This window comes from Flavobacterium sp., from assembly GCF_052437795.1.
GTDB lineage: Bacteria > Bacteroidota > Bacteroidia > Flavobacteriales > Flavobacteriaceae > Flavobacterium.
The window spans coordinates 473,099-499,781 of the sequence record NZ_JBQVPA010000001.1 but is presented as its reverse complement, the minus strand read 5'-3'; the positions used below and the strand labels follow the sequence as shown (position 1 = coordinate 499,781).

24 protein-coding genes are annotated in these 26,683 nt (G+C 46.5%); 16 read left to right on the top strand and 8 right to left on the bottom strand.

Annotated elements, in window-relative coordinates; genetic code table 11:
* The first annotated feature begins 3 nt into the window (after positions 1 to 3).
* The 6 genes from ACT6R0_RS02315 (at position 4) to ACT6R0_RS02290 (ending at position 3,394) form a co-directional block, all read left to right on the top strand.
* Complete coding sequence (locus ACT6R0_RS02315; protein WP_444650920.1) at positions 4 to 576, top strand: hypothetical protein; 573 nt, start codon at positions 4 to 6, stop codon at positions 574 to 576.
* A gap of 126 nt (positions 577 to 702) precedes the next feature.
* On the top strand, positions 703 to 1,248 hold the full coding sequence (locus ACT6R0_RS02310) for a GNAT family N-acetyltransferase (RefSeq protein ID WP_444650918.1): 546 nt from the start codon (positions 703 to 705) through the stop codon (positions 1,246 to 1,248).
* Between the two features lies 1 nt (position 1,249).
* On the top strand, positions 1,250 to 1,687 hold the full coding sequence (locus ACT6R0_RS02305) for a hypothetical protein (RefSeq protein ID WP_444650916.1): 438 nt from the start codon (positions 1,250 to 1,252) through the stop codon (positions 1,685 to 1,687).
* Positions 1,688 to 1,690: 3 nt separating this feature from the next.
* A complete protein-coding gene (locus ACT6R0_RS02300) occupies positions 1,691 to 2,104 on the top strand; it encodes a DUF1801 domain-containing protein (RefSeq protein ID WP_444650914.1) in 414 nt (137 codons plus the stop codon).
* Positions 2,104 to 2,505, top strand: coding sequence for a hypothetical protein (locus ACT6R0_RS02295; protein ID WP_444650913.1), 402 nt, complete (start codon positions 2,104 to 2,106; stop codon positions 2,503 to 2,505). Before ACT6R0_RS02300 ends, ACT6R0_RS02295 begins: the two co-directional genes overlap by 1 nt.
* Positions 2,506 to 2,698: 193 nt before the next feature.
* Complete coding sequence (locus tag ACT6R0_RS02290; protein ID WP_444650911.1) at positions 2,699 to 3,394, top strand: hypothetical protein; 696 nt, start codon at positions 2,699 to 2,701, stop codon at positions 3,392 to 3,394.
* Between the two features lie 104 nt (positions 3,395 to 3,498).
* Here ACT6R0_RS02290 and hutH read toward each other — a convergent pair whose 3' ends face one another.
* Positions 3,499 to 5,007, bottom strand: coding sequence for a histidine ammonia-lyase (gene hutH / locus ACT6R0_RS02285; RefSeq protein WP_444650909.1), 1,509 nt, complete (start codon positions 5,005 to 5,007; stop codon positions 3,499 to 3,501).
* 172 nt (positions 5,008 to 5,179) lie between these two features.
* Between hutH and ACT6R0_RS02280 the strand changes: the two genes are divergently transcribed.
* Together ACT6R0_RS02280 and ACT6R0_RS02275 are read left to right on the top strand one after the other, a co-directional pair.
* A complete protein-coding gene (locus tag ACT6R0_RS02280) occupies positions 5,180 to 6,865 on the top strand; it encodes a sensor histidine kinase (protein WP_444650907.1) in 1,686 nt (561 codons plus the stop codon).
* 6 nt (positions 6,866 to 6,871) lie between these two features.
* The gene (locus ACT6R0_RS02275) at positions 6,872 to 7,537 is read left to right on the top strand and encodes a LytR/AlgR family response regulator transcription factor (protein WP_444650905.1); all 666 of its coding nucleotides are present in this window, start codon (positions 6,872 to 6,874) and stop codon (positions 7,535 to 7,537) included.
* A gap of 585 nt (positions 7,538 to 8,122) precedes the next feature.
* Here ACT6R0_RS02275 and ACT6R0_RS02270 read toward each other — a convergent pair.
* Positions 8,123 to 9,622, bottom strand: a complete 1,500-nt coding sequence (locus ACT6R0_RS02270; RefSeq protein ID WP_444650903.1) for an NAD(P)H-hydrate dehydratase — start codon at positions 9,620 to 9,622, stop codon at positions 8,123 to 8,125.
* A gap of 244 nt (positions 9,623 to 9,866) precedes the next feature.
* Here ACT6R0_RS02270 and ACT6R0_RS02265 point away from each other — a divergent pair, with 244 nt between their 5' ends.
* Positions 9,867 to 10,472: a hypothetical protein gene (locus tag ACT6R0_RS02265; RefSeq protein ID WP_444650902.1), complete on the top strand. Its 606-nt coding sequence runs from the start codon at positions 9,867 to 9,869 to the stop codon at positions 10,470 to 10,472.
* Between the two features lie 117 nt (positions 10,473 to 10,589).
* Here ACT6R0_RS02265 and ACT6R0_RS02260 read toward each other — a convergent pair whose 3' ends face one another.
* Positions 10,590 to 12,662 carry a M1 family metallopeptidase gene (locus ACT6R0_RS02260; RefSeq protein ID WP_444650900.1) on the bottom strand — a complete coding sequence of 691 codons (2,073 nt, stop codon included), beginning with the start codon at positions 12,660 to 12,662 and terminating at the stop codon, positions 10,590 to 10,592.
* Positions 12,663 to 12,985: 323 nt separating this feature from the next.
* On the opposite strand from ACT6R0_RS02260, the gene ACT6R0_RS02255 reads away from it, so the two are divergent.
* Both ACT6R0_RS02255 and ACT6R0_RS02250 read left to right on the top strand, forming a co-directional pair.
* A complete protein-coding gene (locus ACT6R0_RS02255) occupies positions 12,986 to 14,740 on the top strand; it encodes a mechanosensitive ion channel family protein (protein ID WP_444650898.1) in 1,755 nt (584 codons plus the stop codon).
* 71 nt (positions 14,741 to 14,811) lie between these two features.
* Positions 14,812 to 15,693, top strand: coding sequence for a glycoside hydrolase family 16 protein (locus ACT6R0_RS02250; protein WP_444650896.1), 882 nt, complete (start codon positions 14,812 to 14,814; stop codon positions 15,691 to 15,693).
* 34 nt (positions 15,694 to 15,727) lie between these two features.
* On the opposite strand, the gene ACT6R0_RS02245 is transcribed toward ACT6R0_RS02250, so the two are convergent.
* Entirely contained in the window at positions 15,728 to 16,249 is a 522-nt protein-coding gene (locus ACT6R0_RS02245) for a DUF6934 family protein (RefSeq protein WP_444650894.1), read from the bottom strand.
* Between the two features lie 40 nt (positions 16,250 to 16,289).
* Here ACT6R0_RS02245 and ACT6R0_RS02240 point away from each other — a divergent pair, with 40 nt between their 5' ends.
* The gene (locus ACT6R0_RS02240) at positions 16,290 to 17,411 is read left to right on the top strand and encodes a helix-turn-helix domain-containing protein (protein ID WP_444650893.1); all 1,122 of its coding nucleotides are present in this window, start codon (positions 16,290 to 16,292) and stop codon (positions 17,409 to 17,411) included.
* A 75-nt stretch (positions 17,412 to 17,486) separates the two neighbouring features.
* Positions 17,487 to 18,242, top strand: coding sequence for a hypothetical protein (locus ACT6R0_RS02235; RefSeq protein WP_444650892.1), 756 nt, complete (start codon positions 17,487 to 17,489; stop codon positions 18,240 to 18,242).
* On the opposite strand, the gene ACT6R0_RS02230 is transcribed toward ACT6R0_RS02235, so the two are convergent.
* Positions 18,239 to 18,610 (bottom strand): hypothetical protein, encoded by a 372-nt coding sequence (locus tag ACT6R0_RS02230; protein WP_444650890.1) that lies wholly within the window; start codon positions 18,608 to 18,610, stop codon positions 18,239 to 18,241. The two genes, ACT6R0_RS02235 and ACT6R0_RS02230, sit on opposite strands and share 4 nt — an antisense overlap.
* 378 nt (positions 18,611 to 18,988) lie before the next feature.
* On the opposite strand from ACT6R0_RS02230, the gene recG reads away from it, so the two are divergent.
* From recG to ACT6R0_RS02215, 3 genes are all read left to right on the top strand, one after another.
* The gene (gene recG, locus ACT6R0_RS02225; RefSeq protein ID WP_444650888.1) at positions 18,989 to 21,088 is read left to right on the top strand and encodes an ATP-dependent DNA helicase RecG; all 2,100 of its coding nucleotides are present in this window, start codon (positions 18,989 to 18,991) and stop codon (positions 21,086 to 21,088) included.
* Between the two features lie 348 nt (positions 21,089 to 21,436).
* Positions 21,437 to 22,228, top strand: coding sequence for a glucose 1-dehydrogenase (locus ACT6R0_RS02220; RefSeq protein WP_444650886.1), 792 nt, complete (start codon positions 21,437 to 21,439; stop codon positions 22,226 to 22,228).
* 163 nt (positions 22,229 to 22,391) lie between these two features.
* On the top strand, positions 22,392 to 22,679 hold the full coding sequence (locus ACT6R0_RS02215) for a hypothetical protein (RefSeq protein WP_444650884.1): 288 nt from the start codon (positions 22,392 to 22,394) through the stop codon (positions 22,677 to 22,679).
* A 322-nt stretch (positions 22,680 to 23,001) separates the two neighbouring features.
* On the opposite strand, the gene ACT6R0_RS02210 is transcribed toward ACT6R0_RS02215, so the two are convergent.
* From ACT6R0_RS02210 to rpsA, 3 genes are all read right to left on the bottom strand, one after another.
* The gene (locus ACT6R0_RS02210; protein WP_444650883.1) at positions 23,002 to 23,550 is read right to left on the bottom strand and encodes a hypothetical protein; all 549 of its coding nucleotides are present in this window, start codon (positions 23,548 to 23,550) and stop codon (positions 23,002 to 23,004) included.
* Between the two features lie 190 nt (positions 23,551 to 23,740).
* The gene (locus ACT6R0_RS02205; protein ID WP_444650881.1) at positions 23,741 to 24,274 is read right to left on the bottom strand and encodes a hypothetical protein; all 534 of its coding nucleotides are present in this window, start codon (positions 24,272 to 24,274) and stop codon (positions 23,741 to 23,743) included.
* Between the two features lie 366 nt (positions 24,275 to 24,640).
* Positions 24,641 to 26,425, bottom strand: coding sequence for a 30S ribosomal protein S1 (gene rpsA, locus ACT6R0_RS02200; RefSeq protein ID WP_444650880.1), 1,785 nt, complete (start codon positions 26,423 to 26,425; stop codon positions 24,641 to 24,643).
* Positions 26,426 to 26,683: the final 258 nt, after the last annotated feature.

Here is a 26,683-nt window from a genome sequence, read left to right as displayed (position 1 = left end):
CAGATGAACAAAAATGTAAAACGGCTTATAAAATATACGGGCATTCTTGCAGGTACTATAATTGTACTTGCTATTGGATTGTACCTGATCTTCGTTTTCCCATCGACCGTCAGCTGCCCGAAGTTCAACGCAGGGTATTTTGCGTGGTTGCCTTACAGCGAAAAGCAGGAAATTGTATTTAGTGACGGGTACAGCAGTAAGGCCTATATAGTTGAAACTGTTAATGTACACCATACCAATTCATACCAAAATAATACAAAGTGCGGGTGCTGCGAAGATAAGGTGCATGTAGTGATGGTATCAGGAAAGGACCGTATCGAGGTGACATATGATAATTTTGACAACCCTGAAAACTGCCTTGGGGAAATGGTGCAGGTCAACTTTAAAAATTCTTACCTTGAAATGCAACACCCTGAAGTTTCCCCTGCTGATAAAGAATTTAGTGTTGAAGGCAGGGTGTTTTTTGAAAAAGGGAAAGGCATTGTCAGATTCATCGAAGGCGGCAAGACATGGAGCCTGAAAAGCAGCAAAGAACCAACTTCAAAACCGGACATTAGCAATGGCACCGGCTGTTAGGCTACCTATAGACTGAAGGGACTGCCCTCAGCATTTTGCCCGAACACTTTTCACAAATAAAGTTTGGTTTTTATTTATTCATGATCAACACAATAGCTATTATTGTAATAAATAAAAGAGTTGAAGATGCAGTTTAAAGAGATCCATACCGAACGCCTGATCCTCCGCGCCATTACGCCCGAAGTGTACGACTACATTCACAACAACTTCGGCAACACAGAGCTGATGGAGTTCCTCGGCTTGGCATCAGCCGAAGACCTCGCTATGGAGAAAGAAAAGTACAGTAAGGGCTATGCCACACATAACCGTACGTTTATGCTTTTCCAATTGATCGATAATGCTACAGGTAAGATCATTGGCGGATGCGGCTACCACACCTGGTTCCCTAAGCACGACCGTGCCGAGATAGGCTACGACCTGAGATATGAAGAGGACAAGCGCAAAGGCCTTATGGCAGAAGCCGTAGCGGCCGTGCTGGATTATGGATTTACCGAGATGGAACTGCACCGTGTGGAAGCGCTGGCAGCGGAATACAATGAGCCATCCCTTAAGATATTGAATAAGTTCGGATTTAAATTTGAAGGGACACTGCGGGAGCATTACAATGTAGGCGGGGTAATGGAGGATTCGGTGATGTACTCGCTGTTGAAGCACGAATTTAAAAAGCCGTAACATGAAAAAGTTTCCTTTCCTGCTTTCCATAGTTGCTTTTACGGGCTGCTCTGCCGGATACCACACTATAGACGGTGCCGCAATGCATGCCGATGAAATAACAGCCATAGCTAAAAAGCTGTTCGAACAGGGAAATTATGGCTGGAGGCTCCCCACGAAAGCCATTGATGAACTTGCGTTAAGTGACGATGAAAAAAAACTGTTGGGGGTCAAACTGAGATATACCGAAGCATTATTGGTTTACGACGATATGTTTGGCAAGGGTAATGACAGCCTGGTGGTTTTCTTCCACGATCCCTCCTGGGCGCACCAGCACGCCATTTACGTGGACATGAAAAGAACACCTCGCAAAACGATGCCTAAAGCATGCCAAAGGGTAACAGGCAGGATATATTACAGCAGATCGGCAGGCGGGCTGCGTGCTGCAAAAATTTTATAGAAAATGGCTAAAACAAAACTTTCCCCTGAAGAGCAGGTTACGGAATTCATTACTACCTCTACCCATCCGCTAAAGGATGTGATCCAGGCACTGCGCGAATTTATATTAGAGATAAGCACGGAGATCAGCGAGCACATCAAGTGGAACTCGCCCGCGTTTTACTACAATGGCGAAATGGCTGATTTTGACCCAAAAGAATATAAGCGCGATATTGCCGTTCTCCATTTGAGGAAACCCGGAGAGATACTCCTTGTTTTTCCCACCGGCGCGATAGTAAAAAATGATCTGGGGATACTTGAAGGCAAGTATGCCGATGGCCGCCGCATGGTTACGATAAAAAGCATGGAGGATCTTAACCATAAAAAAGATCCGCTAAGAACAGTAATAACGGATTGGCTCGATAAAATTGAGAAATAATGATACGTAAGATAGTGACCTGTTTCTTTACTGTAATGGTGCTCTCGTCATTTTTGACACCAAAGAAAATAGACCTGGAACTTTTAAAAGGCAAGTGGACTTATAAAGAATATAACTCTGAAAGGGATGTAGATATTTATATGAAGGTCAAAGATGTGCCACACGACAAAGGAAGTTTTGAGTTCAGGGAAAATGGCGTGCTTTTGGTTAAGCAAAATTCCGGCTGGTGCGGCACTCCGCCCATCCATTATCATACCGTTGAAGGAAAATGGGAAGTCGTGAACGACTCTGTTGTACGCCTTGAATACCTGAATTGGCGTGGCAATATTTCGAAACAGCTGCATATTGTAAACCTGAACAAAACACAGATGGCATTTAAAAATTATAATAGTACTAAATGATGCCAATAAAACTACTCCTTGTCGCCTTACTGATCAGCTTCAACACTTTCGCCCAGATAGAAAGCACGATGAGAGACAGCGAGACAAAGCAGCCCATACGCTTGTAAACATTTGGGTAGTTGGTGAGGATAAAGGCATCACGGCCGATGAGCAGGGGAACTTCAGCCTGCCAATAGCCGATCCTTCAAAAACAGTGCTGTTCAGCGCGGTTGGCTACGGGGACGTTTGGATAAAGGTTTCGGACATTAAGGATGTGATCGTAATGTCGCCCAGGCCAATAGAGCTCGAAGAAGTGATACTAGGCAAGAGACAAAATAAAAGCTTTCGTACCATTAATGCATTAGAAGATGAGGAGGAAACTTACTTTGCTTCATCATCAACGGTAAGGCCGCGCATGATCGCAAGGCTGATACCCAACCGCAAAGAATATTTACCTACCCCTTTCATTAAAGATGTAACTTTCATTACCGTTAGCCGCTCACCCGATCCCAAATTCAACCTGAGGCTTTATTCGGTTGCCGAAGATGGCGGTCCCGGAGAATTACTTTATGGTAAAAACCTGATCTGCACTGTAAAGAAAAACAAGCGAATTACCACCATAGACCTCTCATCATACAACATAAGGATGCCCGAAAAAGGTTTTTTTGTAGCAATAGAATGGCTTATCATTGACAGCAACCGCTTTGATCTGGTATCACTAAAATATGGCAAGGCGCTTGACCGAAAGGATAAGCAGTACAACATTTGCTATGACCCGCCGTTCCAATGCGCATATACTGACAGGCTGGGCTCACAATGGCTATATGAAAGAGGCGCCTGGACGAACAAGTACAACATGCACAATAAAAAGTACTACAATTTCTTTGCGGAGGTAACATTATCGGATTGATCTTACAGTTCAGTTATCTATTTGAGAGTCTCATTCCGGAGACAAAATAACAGAGCCCAAAGGTTTTTAAAACCTTTGGGCTCTCTAATATATATAACAGGTCATTATTCGAACACTGTCTCGTCTATCTGCATGTTATGAAGGAATGCGATAGTGCTCTCAATATCATAATGCAGTATGCGGTCTTCGGTAACAAGCGGTACTTCTTCCCTATATGACTTAAGGAACATTTCGATGAAATCGCTCGACTTGAGCGGCCTCCTGAACTCGATGGCCTGTGAGGCGTTCATCAGCTCTATGGCAAGGATCCGCTCGAGGTTCTTAATGATCCTAAGCGCTTTGGTAGCCGCATTAGCCCCCATGCTCACGTGGTCTTCCTGTCCGTTGGATGAAACAATGCTGTCTACGCTGGCAGGCGTTGCAAGCTGTTTATTTTGGCTCACAATGCTCGCGGCGGTATATTGCGGTATCATGAAGCCCGAGTTAAGCCCAGGGTTGCTTACCAAAAATGGCGGCAGGCCGCGCAGGCCGGAAATAAGCTGGTAGGTACGCCTCTCTGAAATGCTGCCCAGTTCTGCCAGTGCGATCCCGAGAAAATCAAGTGTGAGCGCCAGTGGCTGCCCATGAAAGTTGCCGCCGGAAATGATCTGGTCGCTTTCAGCAAATATATTTGGGTTATCAGTAACCGAGTTGATCTCAGTACGGAAAACCTTTTTTACATAGTCTATGGTATCTTTTGTAGCGCCATGCACCTGTGGTATGCAGCGGAACGAATAGGGGTCCTGTACGTGCTTTTTAGGCTGGGCAATGATCTCGCTATCCTCCAGCAGTTCATTATAACGCCTTGCGGTAACGATCTGTCCCTTGTGCGGGCGAACGATATGGATAAGCTCATTGAACGGCTCTATGCGGCCATCAAAGCCTTCTAACGATATCGCACCAATAACATCGGCAAGATAGCTGTATTTTACAGACCTCAGCAGGATGTGAACTCCATAGGCGCTCATGAACTGTGTACCGTTGAGCAATGCAAGTCCTTCCTTCGATCTGAGCTCTATAGGCTTCCATCCCATTTTATCAAGGACTTTGTCGGCAGGCTGGCGGAAACCATCAGCATATACCTCACCCATTCCGAGCAGCGGCAATGACAGGTGAGCCAATGGCGCCAGATCGCCCGATGCGCCCAAAGAGCCCTGCTCATATACTACAGGAAGTATGTCATTATTATAAAAGTCAACAAGCCGCTCCACCGTTTCCAGCTGTACGCCAGAATGCCCGTAGCTGAGCGACTGTATCTTGAGGAGCAGCATGATCTTTACGATCTCGGCCGGGACCTCATCCCCTGTGCCGCAGGCGTGCGACATTACCAGGTTCTCCTGAAGCTTTGTAAGGTTCTCATTGGAGATCTTTACATTATACAGCGACCCAAAACCTGTATTAATACCGTAAATGGCATCGTCATGCGACTTCATTTTCTCATCAAGGTACATACGGCATCTTTCGATGTTCGCCCTTGCCTCTTCGGACAAAGCCAGCTTCATATCCTGCGAAAGGATAGTGTTCACGATCTCAAGGGACAGGCTTTCACTGCTGATATAATGTATGGTTTCCATATTGGAGGTGTGTTTGAAGCCCCAAAATTCACGAAACAATAATTAAAAAACAAGATTTTTGGCAATTATTCATTGGTATGCCGATATTCAGCAATTTACCATTTATAGATACGAAATAGCTTAACGAAAGGTAATTTTAGTAACTTCGCCATTGCCAACAAATTTTCGCCCAATGCCTTCCTCCTGTTACACACGCCCGCTGAAATGGACAACAATACCCGCTCTTTTACTATTATGGGTATCAGCAGGCTATTCGCAAACGGCAATGGATGAGTACCGCACCGGAAGGGCTTTTGCCGCACGCTACCAAATAGATACCGCATACCATCATTTACAGAAGGCAGTAAAGCTCAGCCGTAAGTCTTCCGAGGGCGCAAAGGCATTGATCTACCTTCAATATGGCAAGCTGTTAAAGCTAAAAGAAAAGACCGACAGCTCATTCGTATATTTCAACAAAGCGCTGGATACTTATAGTAAGCAAAACAATAGCGACAGCATACTGTTTGTAAAGGCATCCATTGCCGAGGTATTCAGGTTCCGTGATAACAAGCATAAAGCACTGGAATACATAAAAGAAGCCGAAACACTGCTTACACCAGAGACCGCGCCCAATATTATGGCCTACTATTATAACAGGCGCGCCGGGATCGAGAACATGTTCTCTAATAATGTTTATGCCCAAAAATTATCAGAAAAGGTGATCGCCATGCAGGACCGTGTGGCAGATAAGGAAACGGTCGTGTACAGTTACAATGAGCTTGGAGCCATTTATGAATACAGGGTTGAGCCCGAAAAAGCTAATGCCTATTACATGGCCGCACTGAGGCTTGCCGACACCTATAACCTGCTCATACCAAAAGCCAATGTGCTTGTGAACTTAAGCAGGACACCTGATATCGATGGCAGGATAAAGCTGCTCGAGGAAGCATTTGACCTAAGCAAAAGAACTGACAACCTTGACATGCAGTTCAAGATAGCGAACCTGCTTTTTTGGCCGTATAAGGAAAAAGGCGATTATAAAAAAGCATTTGAATATTGCTACCTTGCCTTGTATATGGAGGAAAAAATGTACGATTCCAGAGCGCTGGCAAGGACAGCCGAAATAGAGCGTAAATACAACCTCAGCAAAGCACAGGAGGACCTGCGCCATAAGAACTCCGAAGTGCATAGTGCCGAAAAGACCATGATACTTACGGTGATCATTGCCGCGCTCGCTGTGATAGTCCTATTCATAATGGTCTACTTTTACAGGAAGACCAAAAACAACAACAACATCCTGGAGCAGCTTTCCAAAGAGAATGAGTTCCTGCTGAGCGAAGCCAACCATCGCATAAACAATAACCTGCAGCTGATAACCATAATGATCAGCGATGAGATGCGAAAAACAGATGTGGACAAGCACGACGCCCTCAATAAGATTATGTCAAAAGTGAACTCTATCGCGCTGCTTCACAGGCATCTGTATAAGGCTGACGACAAACGCATCGTTAATGCCGGCAAATACCTTAGGGAAGTGTTGAGCAATTTTTCGGAGGTGTTCGCCGAGCAGGGCATAAAGACACGCTTTAGGAAAGAAGATATATACATCCCAAATGAAGAGGCAATATATATGGGACTGCTTGTTACTGAACTGTGCATCAACTCAATAAAGCATGCATTTACCGACCAACAGGATAAACTGATAGATTTTGAACTTGCTATCAGGAAAGATAAACTCATTTTTAGCTTTAGGGATAACGGAAAGAGAAGTGCCGGGAAGGAAATAATCCCAAAACTGGCACAACGCCTTTGCAAACAGTTGAAAGTGAATTGCAGTACGGGTAATGATGACGGATTTTTGTTCTATTTCGAAAAATAAGATACTATGATAATTCCCGAAACGGTTAAGATATTAATTGTAGAAGACGAAGTGCTGATCGCCGAGTATGTAAAGGAAATGCTGGCAGATGATGGGTTTACCGCGGTAAAAATGGCACATGACCGCGATGATGCCGTTATGATGTTCCGCACCTATTGCCCGGATATCATCCTGATGGACATCAACATCCACGGCCGCGACACGGGCATTGACCTGGCCGGTACCAAAAACACTGAGGCCGACATTATTTTCGTAACAGCCCAAAGCGACATGGCTACCATGCAGAAGGCGCTGGCGACAGGCCCCAGTTCCTACCTGACAAAACCCATCAGGAAGACCGATCTCATGGCGGCGATCCAGTTGGTCCTGCAAAATAAAAAGGATCGTTTCGTTACCATAAAAGATGGTTATGGCACAGTGAAGATAGCGCAGGATGACATACTATACATCAAGGCTGACAATGTATACCTGGACATATATACTATAAAGAAGAATTTTACCATAAGACAGACACTCGAGAAATTCATGCTTGGGCTTGACGCGGCCGCTTTTGCCAAAACACATCGTTCCTACATTGTGAATCGTGCGGCTGTTACAGGAAAAAGCAGCAAAGCCATATACATTGGAGATATAGAAATACCACTCTCGAGGAACTACTCTCTGGACCTGTAGTGCACTTCGCATACATATTCCTGCATTTCACAACAAAATGTTAAATCGAACGGAAAGAGTGGCTACATTTGAAATGAATTTTAGTAAAAACCCAGTCTGCAAGTATCGTAAATAATTTGTTGTATTTTAAAGTTGTAGCTTTTTCGACATCGGGGTCTTCTTAAGCACATAACCGGCAAATTCAGATATTCCTACCCTCCCTCCGCAGGCTGGGCATTTTTACTAAAATGAAGCGATCCGTTGCTCATAAAATATCGGACAAACCACCAATTTTATACCAATTGTTCATTAATTGCCAAAGCGCTTCTTCCCGAAGCGCTTTTTTTGGCATATACCATGTCAGATCTGCAATGCTTGTGCATCCCGCATACAAACTCCTGCATTTCGCAACAAAAATTTATAATGAACAACTACTCTGGCTATTTTTGATACAGATCTAAAAAATGCCGGCCTGCAAAAAAACACAGCCATAAAGTATGCTGCTTTTCATGACATCGGGGTCTTCCAAGCGCAATCAGGCAAATTTTACAATAGTAAAGCAGGCCGGTTTTTAGATCTTATGCTTCCAAAGCTTTTCCTCCTATACTATTTTTGCGCCTTCTCTGCCTCAATCTTCAAATAGGCCTTACCAAGATAACTGATAATGTCTGAAGCTGTGAATGCCTGCCTGCTCACATCGCATACGCCAATGTCGGCCGAAAGTCCATGCAGATAAACACCAAATACGGCCGCATCTGCAGGTGGGTAGGACTGCGCCAGCAGCCCTGTAATGATGCCTGTTAACACATCACCGCTCCCGCCTGTTGCCAGACCGGAATTGCCAGTGGGATTGATGTATACCACATCGTCGAACGCAATTATGGTAAAGGCATCCTTTGCCACGAGGATAATACTATGCTCTTTGGCGAATGCCCTTATTTTCTCCACCTTTTCAAGATCATCCTGCCAGAACCCCACTAAGCGCTCCAACTCTTTTGGGTGCGGGGTAAGTATCGTATTTTCAGGAAGGAATTTAAACCATTCCTTGTTATACGACAATATGTTGAGCGCATCGGCATCGATAACCATTGGTAATTGCTGCCTTTTGAGGAATTCCAATACAGCCTGCTGCGTTTCGGGATGCTGCCCAATGCCCGGTCCCAGCCCGATCGCTTTCGGCTGCAGGTCAAAGCTGATGCTCGTTATGTGCTCTTCGCCATCGGTAAGTGCCATGGCTTCGGGAAAGGCTGTTTGCAGGATGTTGTAACCGCATTTGGGAATGTAGGCTGTAACAAGCCCGCAACCCGATATGAGCGCCGCCTTTGCAGACAGGAGTGCCGCCCCTACCTTGCCGTAACTGCCGCCAATAATTAGCGCGTGCCCCTGCGTCCCTTTGTGCGCGTGGTGCGGCACAGGGCGGTAGCGGCGGTGGGCTTCGGTCTTGTCGGTGAGATGGTAGTGCGTAGCTTCGGCATCAATGAATTCTTTATCAAGGCCGATATCGAGTATCTTGATCTCATTGATAAAATGACAATTGCCAGCAAGGTAAAAGGCAAGTTTGGGGAATTGAAAGGTAAGCACAATGTCAGATCGTACGGCCGATACTGTCTTGCGGTCCATGAACATTCCTGATGGTACATCTATGGAAATGACTTTCGCCTTGCTGTTGTTGATCTTTTCAATAACATCGCGTACTTCCTGCCCCACTTCCCGGTTCAGCCCAATGCCGAATATCGCATCGATATAAACGATCTTATGCTTTTTATAAGCATATACCTCATTCGTATTGCAATGCAGGCTGCATTCTTTCAGCTTTTCCAGGTTAGAGGTAAAATCGGCCGAGGGGTTGCCTGTATCTTCTACGATGTCTACGACCGCCTTGTAATTATCACGGTGGAGCAGTCGCGCCACAACAAGGCCGTCGCCGCCATTGTTCCCCCTCCCGCAAAATATATGGAAAACGGTCTCCTTATCGGGAAACTTCCTTTTTAGCCACAAAAACACTTCGGTACCCGCCCTTTCCATCAATTCACCCGAGGTAATGCCCTGCCGGGAAATCGTGGTTTCGTCAGCTTCCTTTATTTTACCTGCCCCAAAAATTTTCATATGTAATGATCGATAGTGATTAATCTCCGGCTTTAGCGCCTGCCATACAGGCTATCTTAAGTAAATTTATCACATTTGGCGCATCCGATCTGTGTCATGAAGTAATATTTAACGTCACGTAACAATGCTGCTGATCATTTTCCATTATTCGATCGGTATATAAACGCAAATTCATACTTCCTGTTTTAAGTTCCTTTTAACAATACTATTTTTTGGCTATGTTTGCGTAACAAAAACCAAGACTATGAAAAAGCTGCTGTCCCTAAGCGTTTTATTATTCTGCGTTGCCGTTCATGCCCAAAAACAGCGGTACCAGAATAAGGAATATGGCTTTGCGATGGATGAGCCGGAGGGATGGCTGTGGGCCAACAATGACGACCTGAAGCAAAACCTGGGCAAGCTTGATCTGGACAATGCAAAGCTGCTCAAGATCATACTGGACCACAAGGGATCGCTGCTGCTAATGTCCTATTACAAATATGACCCCATGACCAAAGCAGGGCTCATTCCAGCCGTGCAGGTGAACGTGAGGGAAATGCGCAACAAGGATTTCAGTATCTTTAAGTCATATATTGTCAAAAGCGCCAATAGCTTCAAGGACCTTTACCCCGATTATGAATTTATTGATGAGCCGAAAGAGGTCAGGGTTAACCGCATTAAGAGCGTTTACTTTAGTGGAAAATTTACGATGAAGACCCAAATGGGCGAGATCTATCGGGTTCGCAGCCGGACATATGTGATACCCCACGGCGACTTCTACTTCCAGATCGTACTGACAGATGGTGTGGTAACCGAAGATTGTTCAAAGCTTTTTGAGGACTTGATAGACAGCATTAAAATTAAGAAATAGGATCGTTGGATGTTGGATTATTCGATACAGGATCCTAGACTGCCTGATCAGATATAAGCTTGTCGCCCCAAGTCTTACATCTAAAAATCTAATGATCTCATATCTAAAATCTAAACATTACCTCTCCCCCAGCAGCCCCTCAAGCCTCTTCCTGTCGCTTTCCGGCAATGACGGCAGCAGGCTTTCGAATTGCGCCCTTAAAACATCTTTCTTAAGCATTTTTCTGATATTGTCCTTTGCGAACTTTACGAACTGCCATTTGTGGTGGCCGGCGGCATTGACAAGGTTTTGCAGCATTATCATATCAAATTTCCCAATATAGAGCAGGTTGGCCAGGGCATTTTGGCGTACAGTGCTTTCATATTTGGAAGAAGAGTATTCCAACAGCTCCGCGTACATTTTATCTTTTTCAGTAGCGCGGTAGCCCACCGCATTATAGGACAGCGTGAGCCATAGTATGCGCAGGTTCTTATCGTTGAAGCCTATCCACCCATCGGCTTTATCGAGAAATTCCGGCTGCCTGTCAGGAAGTTTGCTGCACAGCACGTTAAGTGCGATCTCCTTTGTAATATAGGAGTTATCTTCGAGAAGTGTAATATATTCATTGGTGAACGATGGCGGTATAGATGTCACCGTACGCGCCACGGCCTGCCGCAGCATGATGTCGCCCGACTGCATGGCATAACGAATAAGTTCCGCTTTTTCCTCAAAAGGTACCTCAGCGATCTGGAACAGCACCTCCTCTTTTACCGGGTAGAACTGGTCCGACTGCAAGATCTGCATGTAGATGGGCTTCTTTTCGGTAAAACGCTTGTCGGCCAGGTCACCCAGTTTCAGGTAAAGCTGCATGAATTCGTTCTTGTTGAGCAGTTCTAATGCCTCCTGAACCTCGAACCCGCCTTTTTCAAGCCAGCGTTTGCGGAAGCTGTTAGTATCATAGTTGGAGACTTTATTGATCTCCGCAAAAAAATCATCGGTATCAACATTTTTGCAGGCATACTTTTCAAGGTAGGCCTTAACAGCCTTTCGGAAAGCCTCCTCGCCCACACCATTTCGCAATACATGTAGCGCCCACGCCCCCTTTTGGTAGAAGGTGAGTGTGCTTGCCTTTTCGTTCATTACAGGAATGGTATCGGTTTTGGCGGCCTGCTGCAGTCGTTCGGCCATTTGGTAGAGTTCGTAGTTGAAATGGTCGTCGCCATACAGTTCCTTTTCGCACAGCAGCGCATAGTAGGTCGCAAAGCCCTCCTGCAGCCAGTGGTGGGTACTGCTTTCGGCGGTAACAAGGTCGCCGAACCACTGGTGCGCCAACTCGTGGGCATTGACATTAATGTAGGTGCGGTCGTTAAAGCCGGTTTCATCGACCACGAAATCCTGCGCGAAAATGGTGGACGTAGTATTCTCCATACCGGCATACAGGAAGTCGAGCACAGGCACCTGGCGGTAGATGCCCCATGGGTACTTTACACCGATTTCTTTTTCAAGGAAATCGAACATCCGTTTGCTGTCACGGTAGGTTGGTCCGAATTTGTCCTTATCCTCCGGGCGAAGGTAATATTCCAGAGGCGTATCGGATGCGGATGTTTCTGATCGCATATCGAATTTTCCGATGGCAAGCATTACAAGGTAGCTGCTCATAGGTTTCTCCATTTCGTAATACCAGGAAGTATCTTTACCGAGCAACCCCTTTTTGCTGAGTTCCCCATTGGACAAGACGGTGTAATTGGCGTCAAAGGTTGCAGACATATTAAAGATCACCTTCTCGTTCACATCATCAAAGCTGGGCAGCCAGTGGCTGGTGTACTTCCCCTGGCCTTGTGTCCATACCTGGTCGTCATTGCCATCTTTTACAAAGTATAGCGTCTGTTTCGGTTGCGCCTCATACCGGAACTCCACCGTATTTTTCCCTTTTTTAAAACCTTTGTACAGCTTTAAGGCATTCGCCGAAGCTATCCATCCCGTTTTCTTTTTGCCATTTACTTTTACATCGGTAAACTTCATGTTCCGGGCATCAATGTAGATGGTATCGACTTTTTTGTCAAGCACTTCAAAGGTATACACTATCCTGCCCATAACTTTCTTGTTCGGCACATCGAAGGACAGGTGGGCATTCGCCGTTTTAAAGTCAACCTTTTTTGTTTGCTGGGCAAAGGCGATGGTAGAAAGGAACAGGAAAAACAAATATTTCATGTATGGGTTGTTTGCACAAAACTAAGCATTTGGAGCGATCTTATTTTCAGAAAATAACGTTAAATAGGACTTGTAGGATTGTAGGATTTTTTACTTTTATGTAATCCGAATTCAGGTGCGTTGCAGTGCGGCGTTTTTACACGAAAACATGTGCATAAAACGTAAATTCAGTTCCTTACGACTCCCCTCTCCTTTGGAGAGGGGCCGGGGGTGAGGTCCGCGTGAGGGAATGCAGCGGTATCCTGCGAAGTGCAACGGAGCAGATAGAGCGGAAAGCCCGACGCCGCAGCGCAGCGAAGGCGGCACGCCAAAAGAATACAACCATGAAGCACATCTTCAAAAAATATTATTTACTGATCGTCCTGTTTTTTGCGGTCACTGCCCAGGCACAGCTGATACCCGGTACAGGAAAAACCGAAGAGGCTGTAGCCGAAGCGCCAAAGGATACACTGGGCCGCCGCACACCGCGCGGTACCGTTGAGGGGTTTATAACAGCCATAGGAGAATCAGATTATGTGCTTGCCAGCCACTACCTTGAGCTCAATAAAAGGGCTTACCGCAAAGAGGCCGAGCGCATACGCATAGTGACCATTTTTCAAAGGCTGCTGGACCAGAGCGGCGATATACAGGCCTACGGGTTCATAAGCAACAAAGAGACCGGGCGCACTGACGAGGAAAAACTTGCCGAGGGTACCGATCTGGTGGGCAACATTACCGCGGCGGGTGAAACGGTAGACCTCATCGTAAAAAATACGGCAAAAGCAGGAGAGCCGGCGGTATGGCTTTTTTCGGCCGAAACGGTCGATGACGTTCTCAGCATCAATGTGGATAATGACCTTTTGGTCGATAGAATACTTCCTGATGTACTTAAGGAGCAGCGGTTGGGCGGGGTACCCGTTGGGCATTGGCTGGCCCTTGTGGTACTCATCATGCTGGCCTACCTGGCAGCGTGGGCAGCCATCTCAATCATAAGCCTGCTGATACGCGCGGTATGGAAAAAAGCACGGGAAGAGAACACAGCGCCGATCATCAGGGCTTTTGAATTGCCGTTCCGCCTGTACCTCACGGTATGGATATTTGTGGAGGTATCGCAGCAGGTGGGCATTTCTATCATTGTCAGGCAGCGTTTCAGCGTGATCAGCGTTACCGTAGGCATTGTGGCGATCCTTATGCTGTTGTGGCGCATTGCCGATCTGGTGAGCATTTACACAAAAGACCGAATGACGGTACGCAAGCGCGTTTCGGCAATATCAATCATTATGTTCCTGAGGCGGACGGCCAAGATAGCCATCGTAATATTCGGCATCATTGCGGTGTTGGGTGCGCTGGGCGTAGACGTTACCGCGGGGCTTGCCGCACTGGGAATAGGTGGTATCGCACTGGCGCTGGGGGCGCAAAAGACCATGGAGAACTTTGTGGGCAGCGTGACCCTTATTGCAGATCAGCCCATACGTGTAGGCGACTGGTGTAAGATAGGCGACATATCGGGTACGGTGGAGTCGATAGGGATGCGGAGCACACGCCTGCGCACATCGGCACGTACCATAGTGACCATACCGAATGGGGAATTCTCTTCGAGCCGGATAGAGAATTATGCGTTCCGTGACCGTTTCCTGTTCAATCCCATATTCTATTTCAGGCTGGAGACCACGCCCGACCAGATACGCTACCTGCTGGTGGAATTGCGCAAAGTGCTCTATGCCCATCCTAAGGTACTGGACTCCCCTCCTATCGTACGGTTTACGGGCATTGTTTCGAGCTCACTGAAAATGGATGTCACTGCCTATGTGGAAGCGCCTAACTGGGACACGGCGCAGGAGATCCATGAAGACCTATTGTTACTCATGATGGACGTGGTGATAAGCAGCGGGACTTATTTTGCCCTGCCTTCGCAAATGGGCTATACCCCAAATGACCTTTATGATTTTGACCGTGCCAATGCTGCCGCAGAAACCGTAAAAGAATGGCGCGACAACAACGAAATGCCGCTGCCGAAGTTTGACCACGCACAAGTGGAGAAGCTGAAGGCAACGATAAAATACCCGCCGGAAGGAAGTGTGGTGAAGGAAGACCCATGAAAAACCGGGTAACACAACAGCCACAGTAGATAAAATTATATTATCTTCGGTCATAACAAACAACCACCGTTATGACCCGATCATTCAAGGCATTGCCGTTGGGTGCAATGCTCATCCTCCTTTCTGCCTCCTGCGCGAAAAAAGAAGAACCTGCAAAAGCGGAAGAAAAATCCGACGCTAAAGAAAACGTATTGTTCTTCGATGATTTTTCCGTAACGACGATCGACACCGCCAACTGGACACCACGCACTGATGTGTTCGTGAACAACGAGCAGCAGGCTTACGCCGATTCGACCGCCACGCTTTATCTTGATAAAAATGTTGCAGGCGCAGAGAACGGCGCATTAGTGATACAGGCGCATTACAGTCCGGGGTATCTCGCTGAGAACGGCAAAAAATACGACTTCATATCGGGCCGTATGGATTCGCGGGGTAAGAAGCAGTTTACCTATGGTTCGATGGCCGCACGCATGAAAATGCCTCCCGGTAGCGGATACTGGCCTGCATTCTGGGCATTGGGCGCGCAGGGCGACTGGCCCGAATGCGGCGAGATCGACATCATGGAGTACGTAGGCGAACCCGACTGGATAGGTTGCGCGCTGCACGGGCCAGGCTATTATGGCGATACGCACCTGGTGAATAAGGTGTATTTAGAAGGTACGGATGTGTCTGAATGGCATGTATACTCGGTGGACTGGACTAAGGATTCGCTACTCTTTAAAGTGGATGGAAAGCTGTTTTACCGCGTTACCCGCCCGGTCGTGGATAACTACGGCCCGTGGGTATTCGACAAACCGCACTTCCTGATACTGAACTTTGCCCTCGGCGGCGCTTACCCTGCCAAGATCAATGGTGTGAAAACTCCTTATAATGGCCTGCCGCAAAGCACAGTGGATGATATTAGGAAAGGGAATGCCAAGGTATATGTGGACTGGGTGAAGGTGACGGAGTAAATTGTACGATCCTGAATATAGATCATTTGTATTTTCATGTTCCCAATTTCGTTCTTTTAAGAAAATAGCCCTTAACAACAGCACCCGGATCAAAGGCAACATTAGATAATTGCCCCGATGCATTATGCTCTGCACCAAAAAGGTCGAAAGTTTCGGTCACTAAACTATAATTTTTAGTGAGCGCCATTCGGTAGAGGCGCAGCTTAACGGGATCGCTGCTGCCAAAGAGCACATACGCATCCGGATGGCGCTCTGTGAAGGCATACACCGAGCGGAACACAGTTGCCAGCACCGCAAAGGTGTCATTATTTCCGGATGGCGAAATATCGTCTATTTCTGTTTCTCCCGTTCGTTCGTTAATGGAAATGATACTGCCATAGCCAAGATTGCATACGTGTTCATTTAATGTAGCCGTATACTTGATAGCCATGGGAACAGTCCCGTTACTGCCGGTGGATATAAACCCGAAAACGGTAAGACTGGCATTAGATGAAAGTTCGTATTCCTTATATTCCATGAGCAATGATACGGCTTTATTGTCGGCAGGCAACAGCATTATGGTTTATTGGCTATCTTAGCGATCGCATTACATTTATATGGATATTAACTTTGTAACCTGCATGGCCGGTGGAGCAGCCTTTTTGCTGGGATTTGAGTGCATGCTCAATAGCCGGAGGGCAAATACTATTGCCAATAAATGGTTGGCTGTGTTTGTTATCACTTTTGGCCTGGCGATGCTTGAAATGGCCCTTGCTAAGCAAAATTTCCAGTACGGCCATCCAAGACTGTTTGAGCTCATCGGCCTGCTGCGTTTTCTCACTGCGCCTGCATTATACCTGGCAGTTATTTCATTTACTTCCCTCACTCCTGCCTTTAAGCGGAAACACTTGCTGCACTTTACACCGTTCCTGTTCTTCTTAGGGTTCCGCATTCCTTTTTTCGTCACCGGAGAAAATATAGCGCTTAGCCCTGACATTGCCAAAATAGTCTTTATTATTTTAGCCTCGGCGCTTCCACTGCAAAGTATCCTATATTGGTCATTGTCTTTACAAAGGCTGGAGGATCATAACAAAGCTCTCAGGTTATTTTCGTCGTCGACAGAAAGTAGCGGGTTGGCATGGCTAAAGAATTTTTTACTCATCGTGGGCGTTATTGCCGCAACATGGCTCAACATCCTGTATTTCCATATTGACATACTGATACCTTATACTCCTTTTCTGTACTTGGCCTGCTTATTTTTCCTCGCTTACTTTTCACTACAGCAAAAGGAAATATATGATCTTACAGATGCGGAAAGATCCGGCCTCACTGAGATAATGGGAAAGCCTGGCCCCGTGCAGAGGCAAAAGCGTTTATCGGAGGCGCGTTTAAACATATTGACCGAAAAACTACGAAGGCTTATTGATGAACAGGAAGTTCATCTTGATAACGAACTTACACTGCCAGCACTGGCCGAAATGCTGGAAATAACTACTAATGAAGCTTCTTACCTTATTAATGAAGCTTATAATGAGAACTTCTACAACTTCATTAACAGGCATCGTGTGGAAGCCGCAAAATTATTGCTGCTTTCCGGCCAATTCAAGAAACTGAATATACTTGGCATCGCATACCGTTCAGGCTTCACTTCGAAAAGCACCTTTAATGCCACATTTAAGAAGTGTACAGGTATGACACCGACACAATTTGTAAAACAAAATACCCATATAACCGCATAAATAGGTGCGGATGTACACAGGCACACTTTAATCAATTGTATTACAACATATTTGCAGCATATAAAAATTAATATCATGCTGCGAACAACACCTGAAAGATCATCGTTACTTAGAAAACTGCTTACCTGCTCAATAGCGGGATCCACAATAGCAGGCACCCTGCTGCTGCTTGGCAATGGCGGAACTATACCATGGCTGCCACCCACTGTTATTTTCCCATTGACAGGTATGTCCCTGGTCACTGCATTGGTGTATCCATTTGTTTGGCACCACAAGGAAAAGAATAACACGATAAATTCCGAAAGCACTTATGCGTTTCTTTGTTCTGTTATCCGCTATGGCATTGCCTTTAGTATTGCATGTTTTGGGTGGAAGAAGATCTTCGGGCTTCAATTCATAGTTCCGGAAGAGATCGCATCGCTGCCAATGAACAAGCAGGACGGAGAGTGGCTAACGTGGTATTATTTTGGGTACAGCGCTCTTTACGGCACTATCATCGCGGGCATGCAAATCGGGGGCGCGATACTGCTGCTCTTCCGCCGTACCACCCTTTTTGGAAGCATCCTGCTATTTGGGGTCATGCTTAACCTTTTGCTTATCAATATTTGCTACAGCATGAATGCCGGCGCATTGATACAGTCGGTAACACTTACGACGGGATTATTATTCCTGATACTATCAGATCACCGCAGGATCACTGAATTTTTCTTTAAACATGAAACACAATATCCGGAGATGGTGGTTAAGGGCCCGACACTAAAATATGTCTTGATACTATCGGTCATACTTCTATCACTAATTTTTACAGTACACTTAAGGTTCCGAAATTAGCTTATATATTTCTCCAAAAACTCAAAATCCTCATACTTGACCGCGACAGGCTGCATTTGCACCACCTGGAAGTCATAACCTGAATCGGCTACCACGGGCAGGTAATTGTCTGCCTGTTCCTCGTAGGCTATGGCCCAGGCATCTTCTTCGGTAACTATTTCGTCGGATTCTATAGCGAGCACATTCTTGTATTTGGCAACAGCCTGCATTTCGGCTTCAGGAACGAGTGGTGTATCTGCCAGCATGAGCAGCTTTGCAGTATGTCCGGCAATGGCCTGCCTCATGGCTGACCTGAATTTATCGGAATGTTCGGGAAGCGCAAGCTCGCGGCCGCCCGGTATGAGAAATAGCGTGGTTTTCGTCTCCATTTGCATGATATCCTTTGTGGATACTAAATTACGCTAAGCCGCGCCAATGGCGAAAGGGATTAACATTGCGTTGGGGATTGTTCCTTTATGGGGTTCAGGGTTTATAGTTCCGGGTTGCCAATGGGATGGAGATCGCGGATAAAAAGATAGTTTCCCCGATAGCCCCGATAGAGCCGGTATCCTGCGGAGGCACGGAGCAGATAAAGGCGATAGCGGGAAAGACGACGGCAAAAGTAGACTTGCCTTTCGCTACGAGCCCCCCACTCCCCGAAGGGGGAATGAGCTACACTCCTGCCGGGAGAAAGATCGCTCAGCCATTCTTCCCCTGCGACGACAGAGCCACTCACTCATCCCTGTAAATTTATTATCTTCGCAGGGATGAATAACCTGCTCGAAACTCCCATAGAATACCTCAAGGGTGTAGGCCCGGCGCGTGGCGAACTGCTACGCAAAGAACTCGGCATCCATAAGTATGGCGACCTGCTGCACCTGTTCCCAAATCGGTACATTGACCGGACACGGTATTATAAGGTCAATGAGCTGATCAACAACAATGCCGAAGTACAGGTGGTGGGCAAGGTCATGAACCTGAAGACCGTTGGCGAAAAGAAGACACGGCTTGTAGCCACATTTTCAGACGGCACCGGCGAAATGGAGCTCGTATGGTTCCAGGGCCAGAAATGGATACGGGAGAACATCAAGATCAACATTCCGTATGTTGTATTTGGTAAGGCAAGTGCGTTTAATGGCATGTTCAATATGGCACACCCCGAGATGGAACTGCTGAGCGATCATGAGCAAAGCCTTCGCAGCGCCATGCAGCCCATCTACCCTAGTACAGAAAAGCTTACGCAACGCGGCATTACCAATAAGGTGATAAACAACATCATGCAGCAGCTGTTCCGCGAAACGCAGGCGCTATATAGCGACGTGCTGCCGCCATCCATCATCAATGAGGTGCAGCTGATCCCGAAGAATGCGGCGCTGTTCAACATCCACTTCCCTAAAAGCCCCGAGTTGCTGGCACGGGCGCAGTTCCGGCTCAAGTTTGAAGAATTGTTCTTCATCCAGCTGCAGCTCATTACCAAGAACCTCATCCGCAAGCATAAGATAAAAGGTCACGTGTTCGATAAGGTAGGTATTTACTTTAATGATCTTTACCAAAACCATCTTCCCTTTGAACTGACAGGCGCGCAAAAGCGTGTGATAAAAGAGATCCGCCACGACATGGGCCAGCCCGCACAGATGAACCGCCTTTTGCAGGGCGATGTAGGATCGGGGAAAACCATAGTCGCGTTGATGAGCATGCTTTTAGCATTGGATAATGGTTTCCAGGCCTGCCTAATGGCCCCGACGGAAATACTCGCCAACCAACATTTTATAGGGCTTAGCGAACTCGCCCAACCTTTGGGCATCAATATCAAGATACTTACCGGGTCTACCAAAACGGCCGAGCGCAGGATCATACATGAGGAACTGGAGAATGGCACATTGCATATCATCATAGGTACGCACGCGCTGCTGGAAGACAAGGTGCGGTTCAAAAACCTCGGCCTTGCCGTTATCGACGAGCAACACCGTTTCGGGGTGGAGCAGCGCAGCAGGCTGTGGCGCAAGAACGACATCCCGCCACACGTACTGGTCATGACCGCCACCCCTATTCCGCGAACGCTTGCCATGAGCCTGTATGGGGACCTGGACATATCGGTGATCGATGAGCTGCCGCCGGGCCGCAAGCCCATACAGACCGTACACCGCTATGACAGCAACCGACTGAAAGTATGGAAATTCCTTAAGGATGAAATTGCAAAAGGTCGCCAGGTCTACATTGTCTACCCACTAATACAGGAGAGCGAGAAGATGGATTACAAAGACCTGATGGATGGCTATGAAAGCATTTCGCGCGACTTCCCGCTGCCACAATATTCGGTCAGCATTGTACACGGCCAGATGAAGCCATCCGAAAAGGACAGCGAAATGGCCCGTTTTGCCGCCGGAAAGACCAACCTGATGGTAGCTACTACCGTGATCGAGGTCGGCGTGAACGTACCCAATGCCAGCGTAATGGTGATAGAGAGCGCCGAGCGTTTCGGCTTGTCGCAGCTACACCAGTTACGGGGACGTGTAGGCCGTGGCGCCGACCAAAGCTACTGCATCATGATGACCGGCCAAAAGCTGAGCAACGACAGCAAGACCCGCCTTGAAACGATGTGCCGCACAAACGACGGCTTCGAGATAGCAGAGGTCGACTTAAAGCTGCGAGGCCCGGGCGATATCATGGGGACACAGCAAAGCGGTGTACTCAACCTGCAGATCGCCGACATCGTTAGGGACAAAGACATACTCCAACTTGCGCGCCACCACGCCATTCGCCTGCTACAGGACGATGCCCCGCTCAGCAAACCAGAACATGCAGCACTCAGGCACGCGTTCATCGAGATGGGTAAAAAGAAGAATATCTGGAATTATATCTCTTAGTTGTCGGTTGACAGTTGACGGTTGACAGCTGCTTACTCATACCTGATAGTCTCCTCCCTGGCCATAAGCATGTGAACTCTGAAATATTCGGCAGGAGTAAGCACGTCCCGTAGCCTCCCCTTGGGGGAGGACTGGGAGGGGACTACACGCCTGTGTGCAGTTCTCCCTTTGGGGATTAGGGGGATAACTGAAAACAAAATCGTTACAGTATTAGCTGTTATGCTTCAGTTATCGCAAAACAAATATAATTTTCCTACGCTCAAATCAGTTATTCCGTTAATTAACGGGCAGTTAACTTTTGCAGAATTAATGTCTTCGTAATTTTAGTAAAATTAAAACTATTAAATTATGAGCACATTTCAGGGAAAAACGATAATCATAACAGGGGCTGCCATGGGGCTTGGCCTTGCGACCGCAAAAGTAGTTGCCGAACGCGGCGCTAACCTGACACTTGTAGATTACAATGAGGATGCTTTAACTAAAGCCAAAACAGAACTGCTTGGCATTGCACCGAAGGCAAAAATACTGACCATTTCAGCCGATGTTTCGAATGAGGATGCCGTGAAAAACTATGTAGATAGAACGATCTCGGAGTTTGGCCAGATCGATGGCTTTTACAATAATGCGGGTATAGAGGGCAAGCAGGCCCCGATCACCGAATATGATATTGAAGTATTTAAGAAGGTGATCGACATCAACCTGATGGGGGTTTACTACGGACTACGCTATGTGATCCCGGCCATGCAGAAGAACGGTGGCGGAAAGATCGTTAACGTAGCATCTGTAGGCGGTATAAGAGGTGTTGTGAACCAAATGCCTTATGTAGCCAGTAAGCATGCCGTATCGGGAATGACCAAGAACGCCGCCATTGAGTACGGAAAGGACAACATCTTCACCAATGCCATAGCGCCGGGTGCGATACTTACACCTATGGTGGCCGAAGCTTTTAAGCAGGTAAATGCCGCCGACCCTGCCGCGGCTGAGAAAGAATATGCCCAACGCAACCCGACACGCCGATTAGGCAAGCCTGAGGAAGTGGGCAATCTTGTAGCCTTTCTGCTAAGCGACGACTGCCAGTATGTGAACGGGCAAACCATAGCCATAGATGGTGGGGAGTCGAATTTATACGGTAACTCGTAAATATTGCCGATTGATGGTTAACGGCCGTCAGATGCTTACTCCTGCTTTTAGGCTTGGCTTGCTGATCCTTGATTATCGATCTATGAGTAAAAGTCTGGAAACCAATTATCGGCAACCGATAACCACTTTATTGTCGTACCTTACATGACTTAAACCATGTATAATGACAAAAACTGAAAAGAAGGATCAACTGAAGGGGATGATAAAAGAGTTTTTAGAGGCTAAAGACATGATGAGCCTTACGCGCCTGCGGAACCTCATATACGTGGAGATCATACAGCTTCCCATGTCTTCCAATGACCGAAATACCGTTGAGGATGCTATGTATATGTGGAACTACAATAGCGACCGCTATATCTCCAATACAAAGAACCCTACCATAAAGGCTACGCTAATGGGTGACTTTGATGCCATCCTGAATATTGTAGACAATTCGCTGTTGAAGAATTAGGCAGCCTGCCATTCATTAAGGTAAGCTATAAAAATGTGGCCCCGGCGGAGTATTTCGTCGGGGTTTGTTTTTTATGACCCTTTTAAATTCCCCTCCCCAGCCCTCCCCCAAGGGGAGGGTGACGGAGCGTTCTTACTCTTGCGGCTATTCCATTTCGCAGGACGATCCTGATAATTTTCTTTTTAGGAGCAGTAGGCGGTAGTGCAATTGCTAAACACTGTTCCCGCTTTCCGCTTTATCCCTCCTATCGTCGGGGATGCCGCTGCGATCGGGGCTGAAGGGAAAGGCTGTTTTGAACCCATACTCGACCGACAACCAAAAACTACTTACACCCCTCCAACCCTGCCATAAGCGCTACAGGAAGGCCGAGTTCTTTTGCTTTCAGTGCATCCGCACAGCCGCCGGCTATATCGCCCATTTCCTGTAATATCCTTCCCCGGCAGGTATAAATATAAGCGAGTTGCTTTTGTGGTGCATTTTGTGCATCGATAATTGTGGTCAGGTCGCGTATAGCTTTATCAAGGTTAGGCTTATCCATTGTTTGGTAGGTCGTCGCGCGCGATACCAGCGCCCTCCAGGCCTGCTCCTCATTGGCGACATTCAGCGCCTGGGTGTACAGGCTTATGGCGGCGGCGTAATTATGTTCTTTATTCTGTATCACCGCCCTTTCCATGATCTCCTGGAAGTCGCCCGTAATACGGGAAGGCATTACGGTTTCCGATCTCATTTCGGTACCGTCGCTCTTGAGCCTGGCAGCAGGAGGCTTTGAGGTTGACTTTGGAGTACCTGCCTCATTAGTATACTTTGGGTATGTTTGAGCAAAGGCTGTAATACTGACAAATAATGCCGCGGATAGTAGTAAACGTTTCATAGCTAGTTGGTTTAAATCACTAAGATAGCAAATTCTTTTATTTGAACGTAGGTTAAATTCTACAATGGTTTATTTATCCCCACCCCTGCTCAAATAAAAGGGTGACGGATAATGCACATTTTTGTGTGAGTCCTGATCCTAAAACAAAAACCACCTGCATGAGGTGGTTTCGTCTATTAATCCTGGCTGATTAGAATTTCTCGTCAGCGCCTTTTTTTGATGCTCCGTTGTATTCTACAAGGGTGTTAAGCGCTTTCCTCATCCTCTCTACCAGTGTCTGGTCCGGGGTAAAGTTGAATGGCGAACTGTAATCCTTATAGTTAGGGCCCGCGATCGAAATGTATTCGAAAACGTTCGGTTTAGTATCCTGTACGCATGTTGTAAGTCCCATGCCTTTTCCAGACATGAAAAAATCTTCAGAGTACTCATTGCTCAGGCCGGTCACTTTATTAAGGTCGATTGTAGTAGTGCAAATTTCGCCACCGTACATTTCCTTAGTATACACAAAAAGGCCGTTGGAATAGGAAACGAATTTCCTTGGCGAAGCAAGGTTCTCCTGCATTTTGCCTCCGATCCAGTCCATGGTCTCGGCTTTGGTCGCTTTTGAGCTTGCTGCTTTAGCCGCGGCAGGCTTGGCAGCAGGTTTTGCAGCGGCTTTTTTCTGTGCGCTTACGCTCATCGTCATAAGTACTGCGGCGAGTACCACAAGTTTTGAAAGTTTCATTTATAGGTTGTTTTATTGGTTAATGCCTACTATAGTATTCAGGTTTCTGTTCGGCTCATTTCCCCCTGGCCGCACTGTAATTTTGGCCGTGCCAAATCTATCAAATTTTATGGATAGGAAAAATATTTTTGGAAGGGAATTGTTGACAAGTTTTAATTCGTTAACTTCAGATGAAGAAGTGTTGGACATGAGTTAACATACGTTTTAAACACACACCTTTCGAGTATTTCCATTATATCAAAAAAAAATCCCTAATCCGGAAAGACCGTCGCGCTACTTTTATCTAATCCAAAATACACATTTTATCCCCAAATCAAAAACCCCCTCCGTTTCCGGAAGGGGTTTCATATCTAAAGCGGATGAGGATTACTTCTGCTCTCCTTTTTCCATTCTTTCTTTAAGCTGTGACAATACGTCGATATCACCAAGGGTGGTTTTCTCTGCATTGTTTGACGATGAAGACATGTTATTGTTGTTATTGTCTTGTTGTGACCTAACATTTTTCTCTTCCTCATCACGGAATGTAGCAGTGTGAGAAGCTACTACCCTTTTGAACTCTTTGTTGAACTCGATCACTTTGAAGTCGGCAACTTCACCTTTCTTAAGTTTCTTGCCATCTTCTTTCTCAAGGTGACGTGTAGGGATGAAAGCAACGATATCGTCACCAAACTCTACAGTAGCGCCTTTGTCAACGATCTCAGCGATAGTTCCGTTATGAACTGAACCTACACCGAAAGAATCCTCATACTTATCCCATGGGTTAGCCTGAGTCTGCTTGTGTCCAAGAGACAGTTTGCGTCCGTCAACATCAAGCTCAAGAACTACAACGTCAAGCTTGTCGCCTACGTTCACGAACTCAGATGGGTGTTTGATCTTCTTAGTCCATGAAAGGTCTGAGATATAGATAAGTCCGTCGATGCCCTCTTCAAGCTCAACGAATACACCAAAGTTAGTAAAGTTCCTTACGATACCTGTGTGGCGTGAACCTACAGGGTATTTAGACGTGATGTCAGTCCATGGATCTTGAGAAAGCTGCTTGATGCCAAGAGACATTTTGCGGTCTTCCCTGTCAAGGGTCAGGATAACTGCTTCAACCTCATCACCAACTTTTACGAAGTCCTGGGCAGAACGCAGGTGCGTAGACCATGACATTTCAGAAACGTGGATAAGGCCTTCTACACCTTCAGCAACTTCGATGAACGCGCCGTAGTCAGCAATAACCACTACTTTACCTTTCACTTTGTCACCTACAGCAAGCTTAGAGTCAAGCGCATCCCACGGGTGGGCGTTAAGCTGCTTAAGACCAAGCTGGATCCTTGTTTTCTCATCATCGAAGTCAAGGATAACCACATTAAGCTTCTGGTCAAGCTCAAGCACTTCGCTTGGGTGGTTGATACGGCTCCATGAAAGGTCAGTGATGTGGATAAGTCCGTCAACACCTCCAAGGTCGATGAATACACCGTATGAAGTGATGTTCTTAACAACACCTTCAAGTACCTGGCCTTTTTCAAGCTGCCCGATGATCTCTTTTTTCTGTACTTCGATATCAGCCTCGATAAGGGCTTTGTGCGAAACTACTACGTTCTTGAACTCGTGGTTGATCTTTACAACTTTGAACTCCATAGTCTTGTTTACGTACTGGTCGTAATCCCTGATAGGTTTTACGTCTATCTGCGAACCAGGAAGGAATGCCTCGATGCCGAATACGTCAACGATCATACCGCCTTTAGTCCTGCACTTAACGAAACCGTTAACGATCTCGCCTGTTTCATTAGCATTGATAACCCTGTCCCAAGCCTTGATGGTACGTGCTTTCTTGTGAGAAAGTACAAGCTGTCCTGACTTGTCTTCGCGAACGTCGATAAGTACTTCAACTTTGTCACCTACTTTAAGGTTCGGGTTGTAACGGAATTCGTTAAGGGAGATAACACCTTCGGATTTTGCGTTGATGTCAACGATAGCATCACGGTCAGTGATGCGTACTACTGTACCTTCTACTACTTCGTCGCTGTCAGTTGAAATGAAAGTCTTTTCAACAAGGCTTTCAAATTCCCTAAGGTTTTGCTCGTCTACCGGATCGATACCTTCTTCAAAGTTGTGCCAGTTAAACTCCTGTAGAAATTCCTCTTTTGATTTTGTTTGTTCAGACATGCTGATATAAAAATTTGTATCCTGTGCCGTGCGTGGGTTCCTAGCAGCGCAAAACAGCAGAAGCGTTTTACAAAAAAATGATTAATACCTTCAGGAAACCCGTCCTGCCAAAAGGTGCGCAAAGGTAAGATATTTTTTTGATTTGCAAAACATTAGTCTTAAAGTTATCCTAACGGAAAATATAGGATTTGGTTAACACTCTTTACCATGCCCTTAACAGCGTGGCGGTTCAATAATGAGTTATTTTATGCATTGCTA

Coding starts and splice junctions, on each gene's coding strand:
- ACT6R0_RS02315 (WP_444650920.1), top strand. CDS start 4: ATGAACAAAAATGTAAAACGGCTTATAAAATATACGGGCATTCTTGCA.
- ACT6R0_RS02310 (WP_444650918.1), top strand. CDS start 703: ATGCAGTTTAAAGAGATCCATACCGAACGCCTGATCCTCCGCGCCATT.
- ACT6R0_RS02305 (WP_444650916.1), top strand. CDS start 1,250: ATGAAAAAGTTTCCTTTCCTGCTTTCCATAGTTGCTTTTACGGGCTGC.
- ACT6R0_RS02300 (WP_444650914.1), top strand. CDS start 1,691: ATGGCTAAAACAAAACTTTCCCCTGAAGAGCAGGTTACGGAATTCATT.
- ACT6R0_RS02295 (WP_444650913.1), top strand. CDS start 2,104: ATGATACGTAAGATAGTGACCTGTTTCTTTACTGTAATGGTGCTCTCG.
- hutH (WP_444650909.1), bottom strand. CDS start 5,007: ATGGAAACCATACATTATATCAGCAGTGAAAGCCTGTCCCTTGAGATC.
- ACT6R0_RS02280 (WP_444650907.1), top strand. CDS start 5,180: ATGCCTTCCTCCTGTTACACACGCCCGCTGAAATGGACAACAATACCC.
- ACT6R0_RS02275 (WP_444650905.1), top strand. CDS start 6,872: ATGATAATTCCCGAAACGGTTAAGATATTAATTGTAGAAGACGAAGTG.
- ACT6R0_RS02270 (WP_444650903.1), bottom strand. CDS start 9,622: ATGAAAATTTTTGGGGCAGGTAAAATAAAGGAAGCTGACGAAACCACG.
- ACT6R0_RS02265 (WP_444650902.1), top strand. CDS start 9,867: ATGAAAAAGCTGCTGTCCCTAAGCGTTTTATTATTCTGCGTTGCCGTT.
- ACT6R0_RS02260 (WP_444650900.1), bottom strand. CDS start 12,662: ATGAAATATTTGTTTTTCCTGTTCCTTTCTACCATCGCCTTTGCCCAG.
- ACT6R0_RS02255 (WP_444650898.1), top strand. CDS start 12,986: ATGAAGCACATCTTCAAAAAATATTATTTACTGATCGTCCTGTTTTTT.
- ACT6R0_RS02250 (WP_444650896.1), top strand. CDS start 14,812: ATGACCCGATCATTCAAGGCATTGCCGTTGGGTGCAATGCTCATCCTC.
- ACT6R0_RS02245 (WP_444650894.1), bottom strand. CDS start 16,249: ATGCTGTTGCCTGCCGACAATAAAGCCGTATCATTGCTCATGGAATAT.
- ACT6R0_RS02240 (WP_444650893.1), top strand. CDS start 16,290: ATGGATATTAACTTTGTAACCTGCATGGCCGGTGGAGCAGCCTTTTTG.
- ACT6R0_RS02235 (WP_444650892.1), top strand. CDS start 17,487: ATGCTGCGAACAACACCTGAAAGATCATCGTTACTTAGAAAACTGCTT.
- ACT6R0_RS02230 (WP_444650890.1), bottom strand. CDS start 18,610: ATGGAGACGAAAACCACGCTATTTCTCATACCGGGCGGCCGCGAGCTT.
- recG (WP_444650888.1), top strand. CDS start 18,989: ATGAATAACCTGCTCGAAACTCCCATAGAATACCTCAAGGGTGTAGGC.
- ACT6R0_RS02220 (WP_444650886.1), top strand. CDS start 21,437: ATGAGCACATTTCAGGGAAAAACGATAATCATAACAGGGGCTGCCATG.
- ACT6R0_RS02215 (WP_444650884.1), top strand. CDS start 22,392: ATGACAAAAACTGAAAAGAAGGATCAACTGAAGGGGATGATAAAAGAG.
- ACT6R0_RS02210 (WP_444650883.1), bottom strand. CDS start 23,550: ATGAAACGTTTACTACTATCCGCGGCATTATTTGTCAGTATTACAGCC.
- ACT6R0_RS02205 (WP_444650881.1), bottom strand. CDS start 24,274: ATGAAACTTTCAAAACTTGTGGTACTCGCCGCAGTACTTATGACGATG.
- rpsA (WP_444650880.1), bottom strand. CDS start 26,425: ATGTCTGAACAAACAAAATCAAAAGAGGAATTTCTACAGGAGTTTAAC.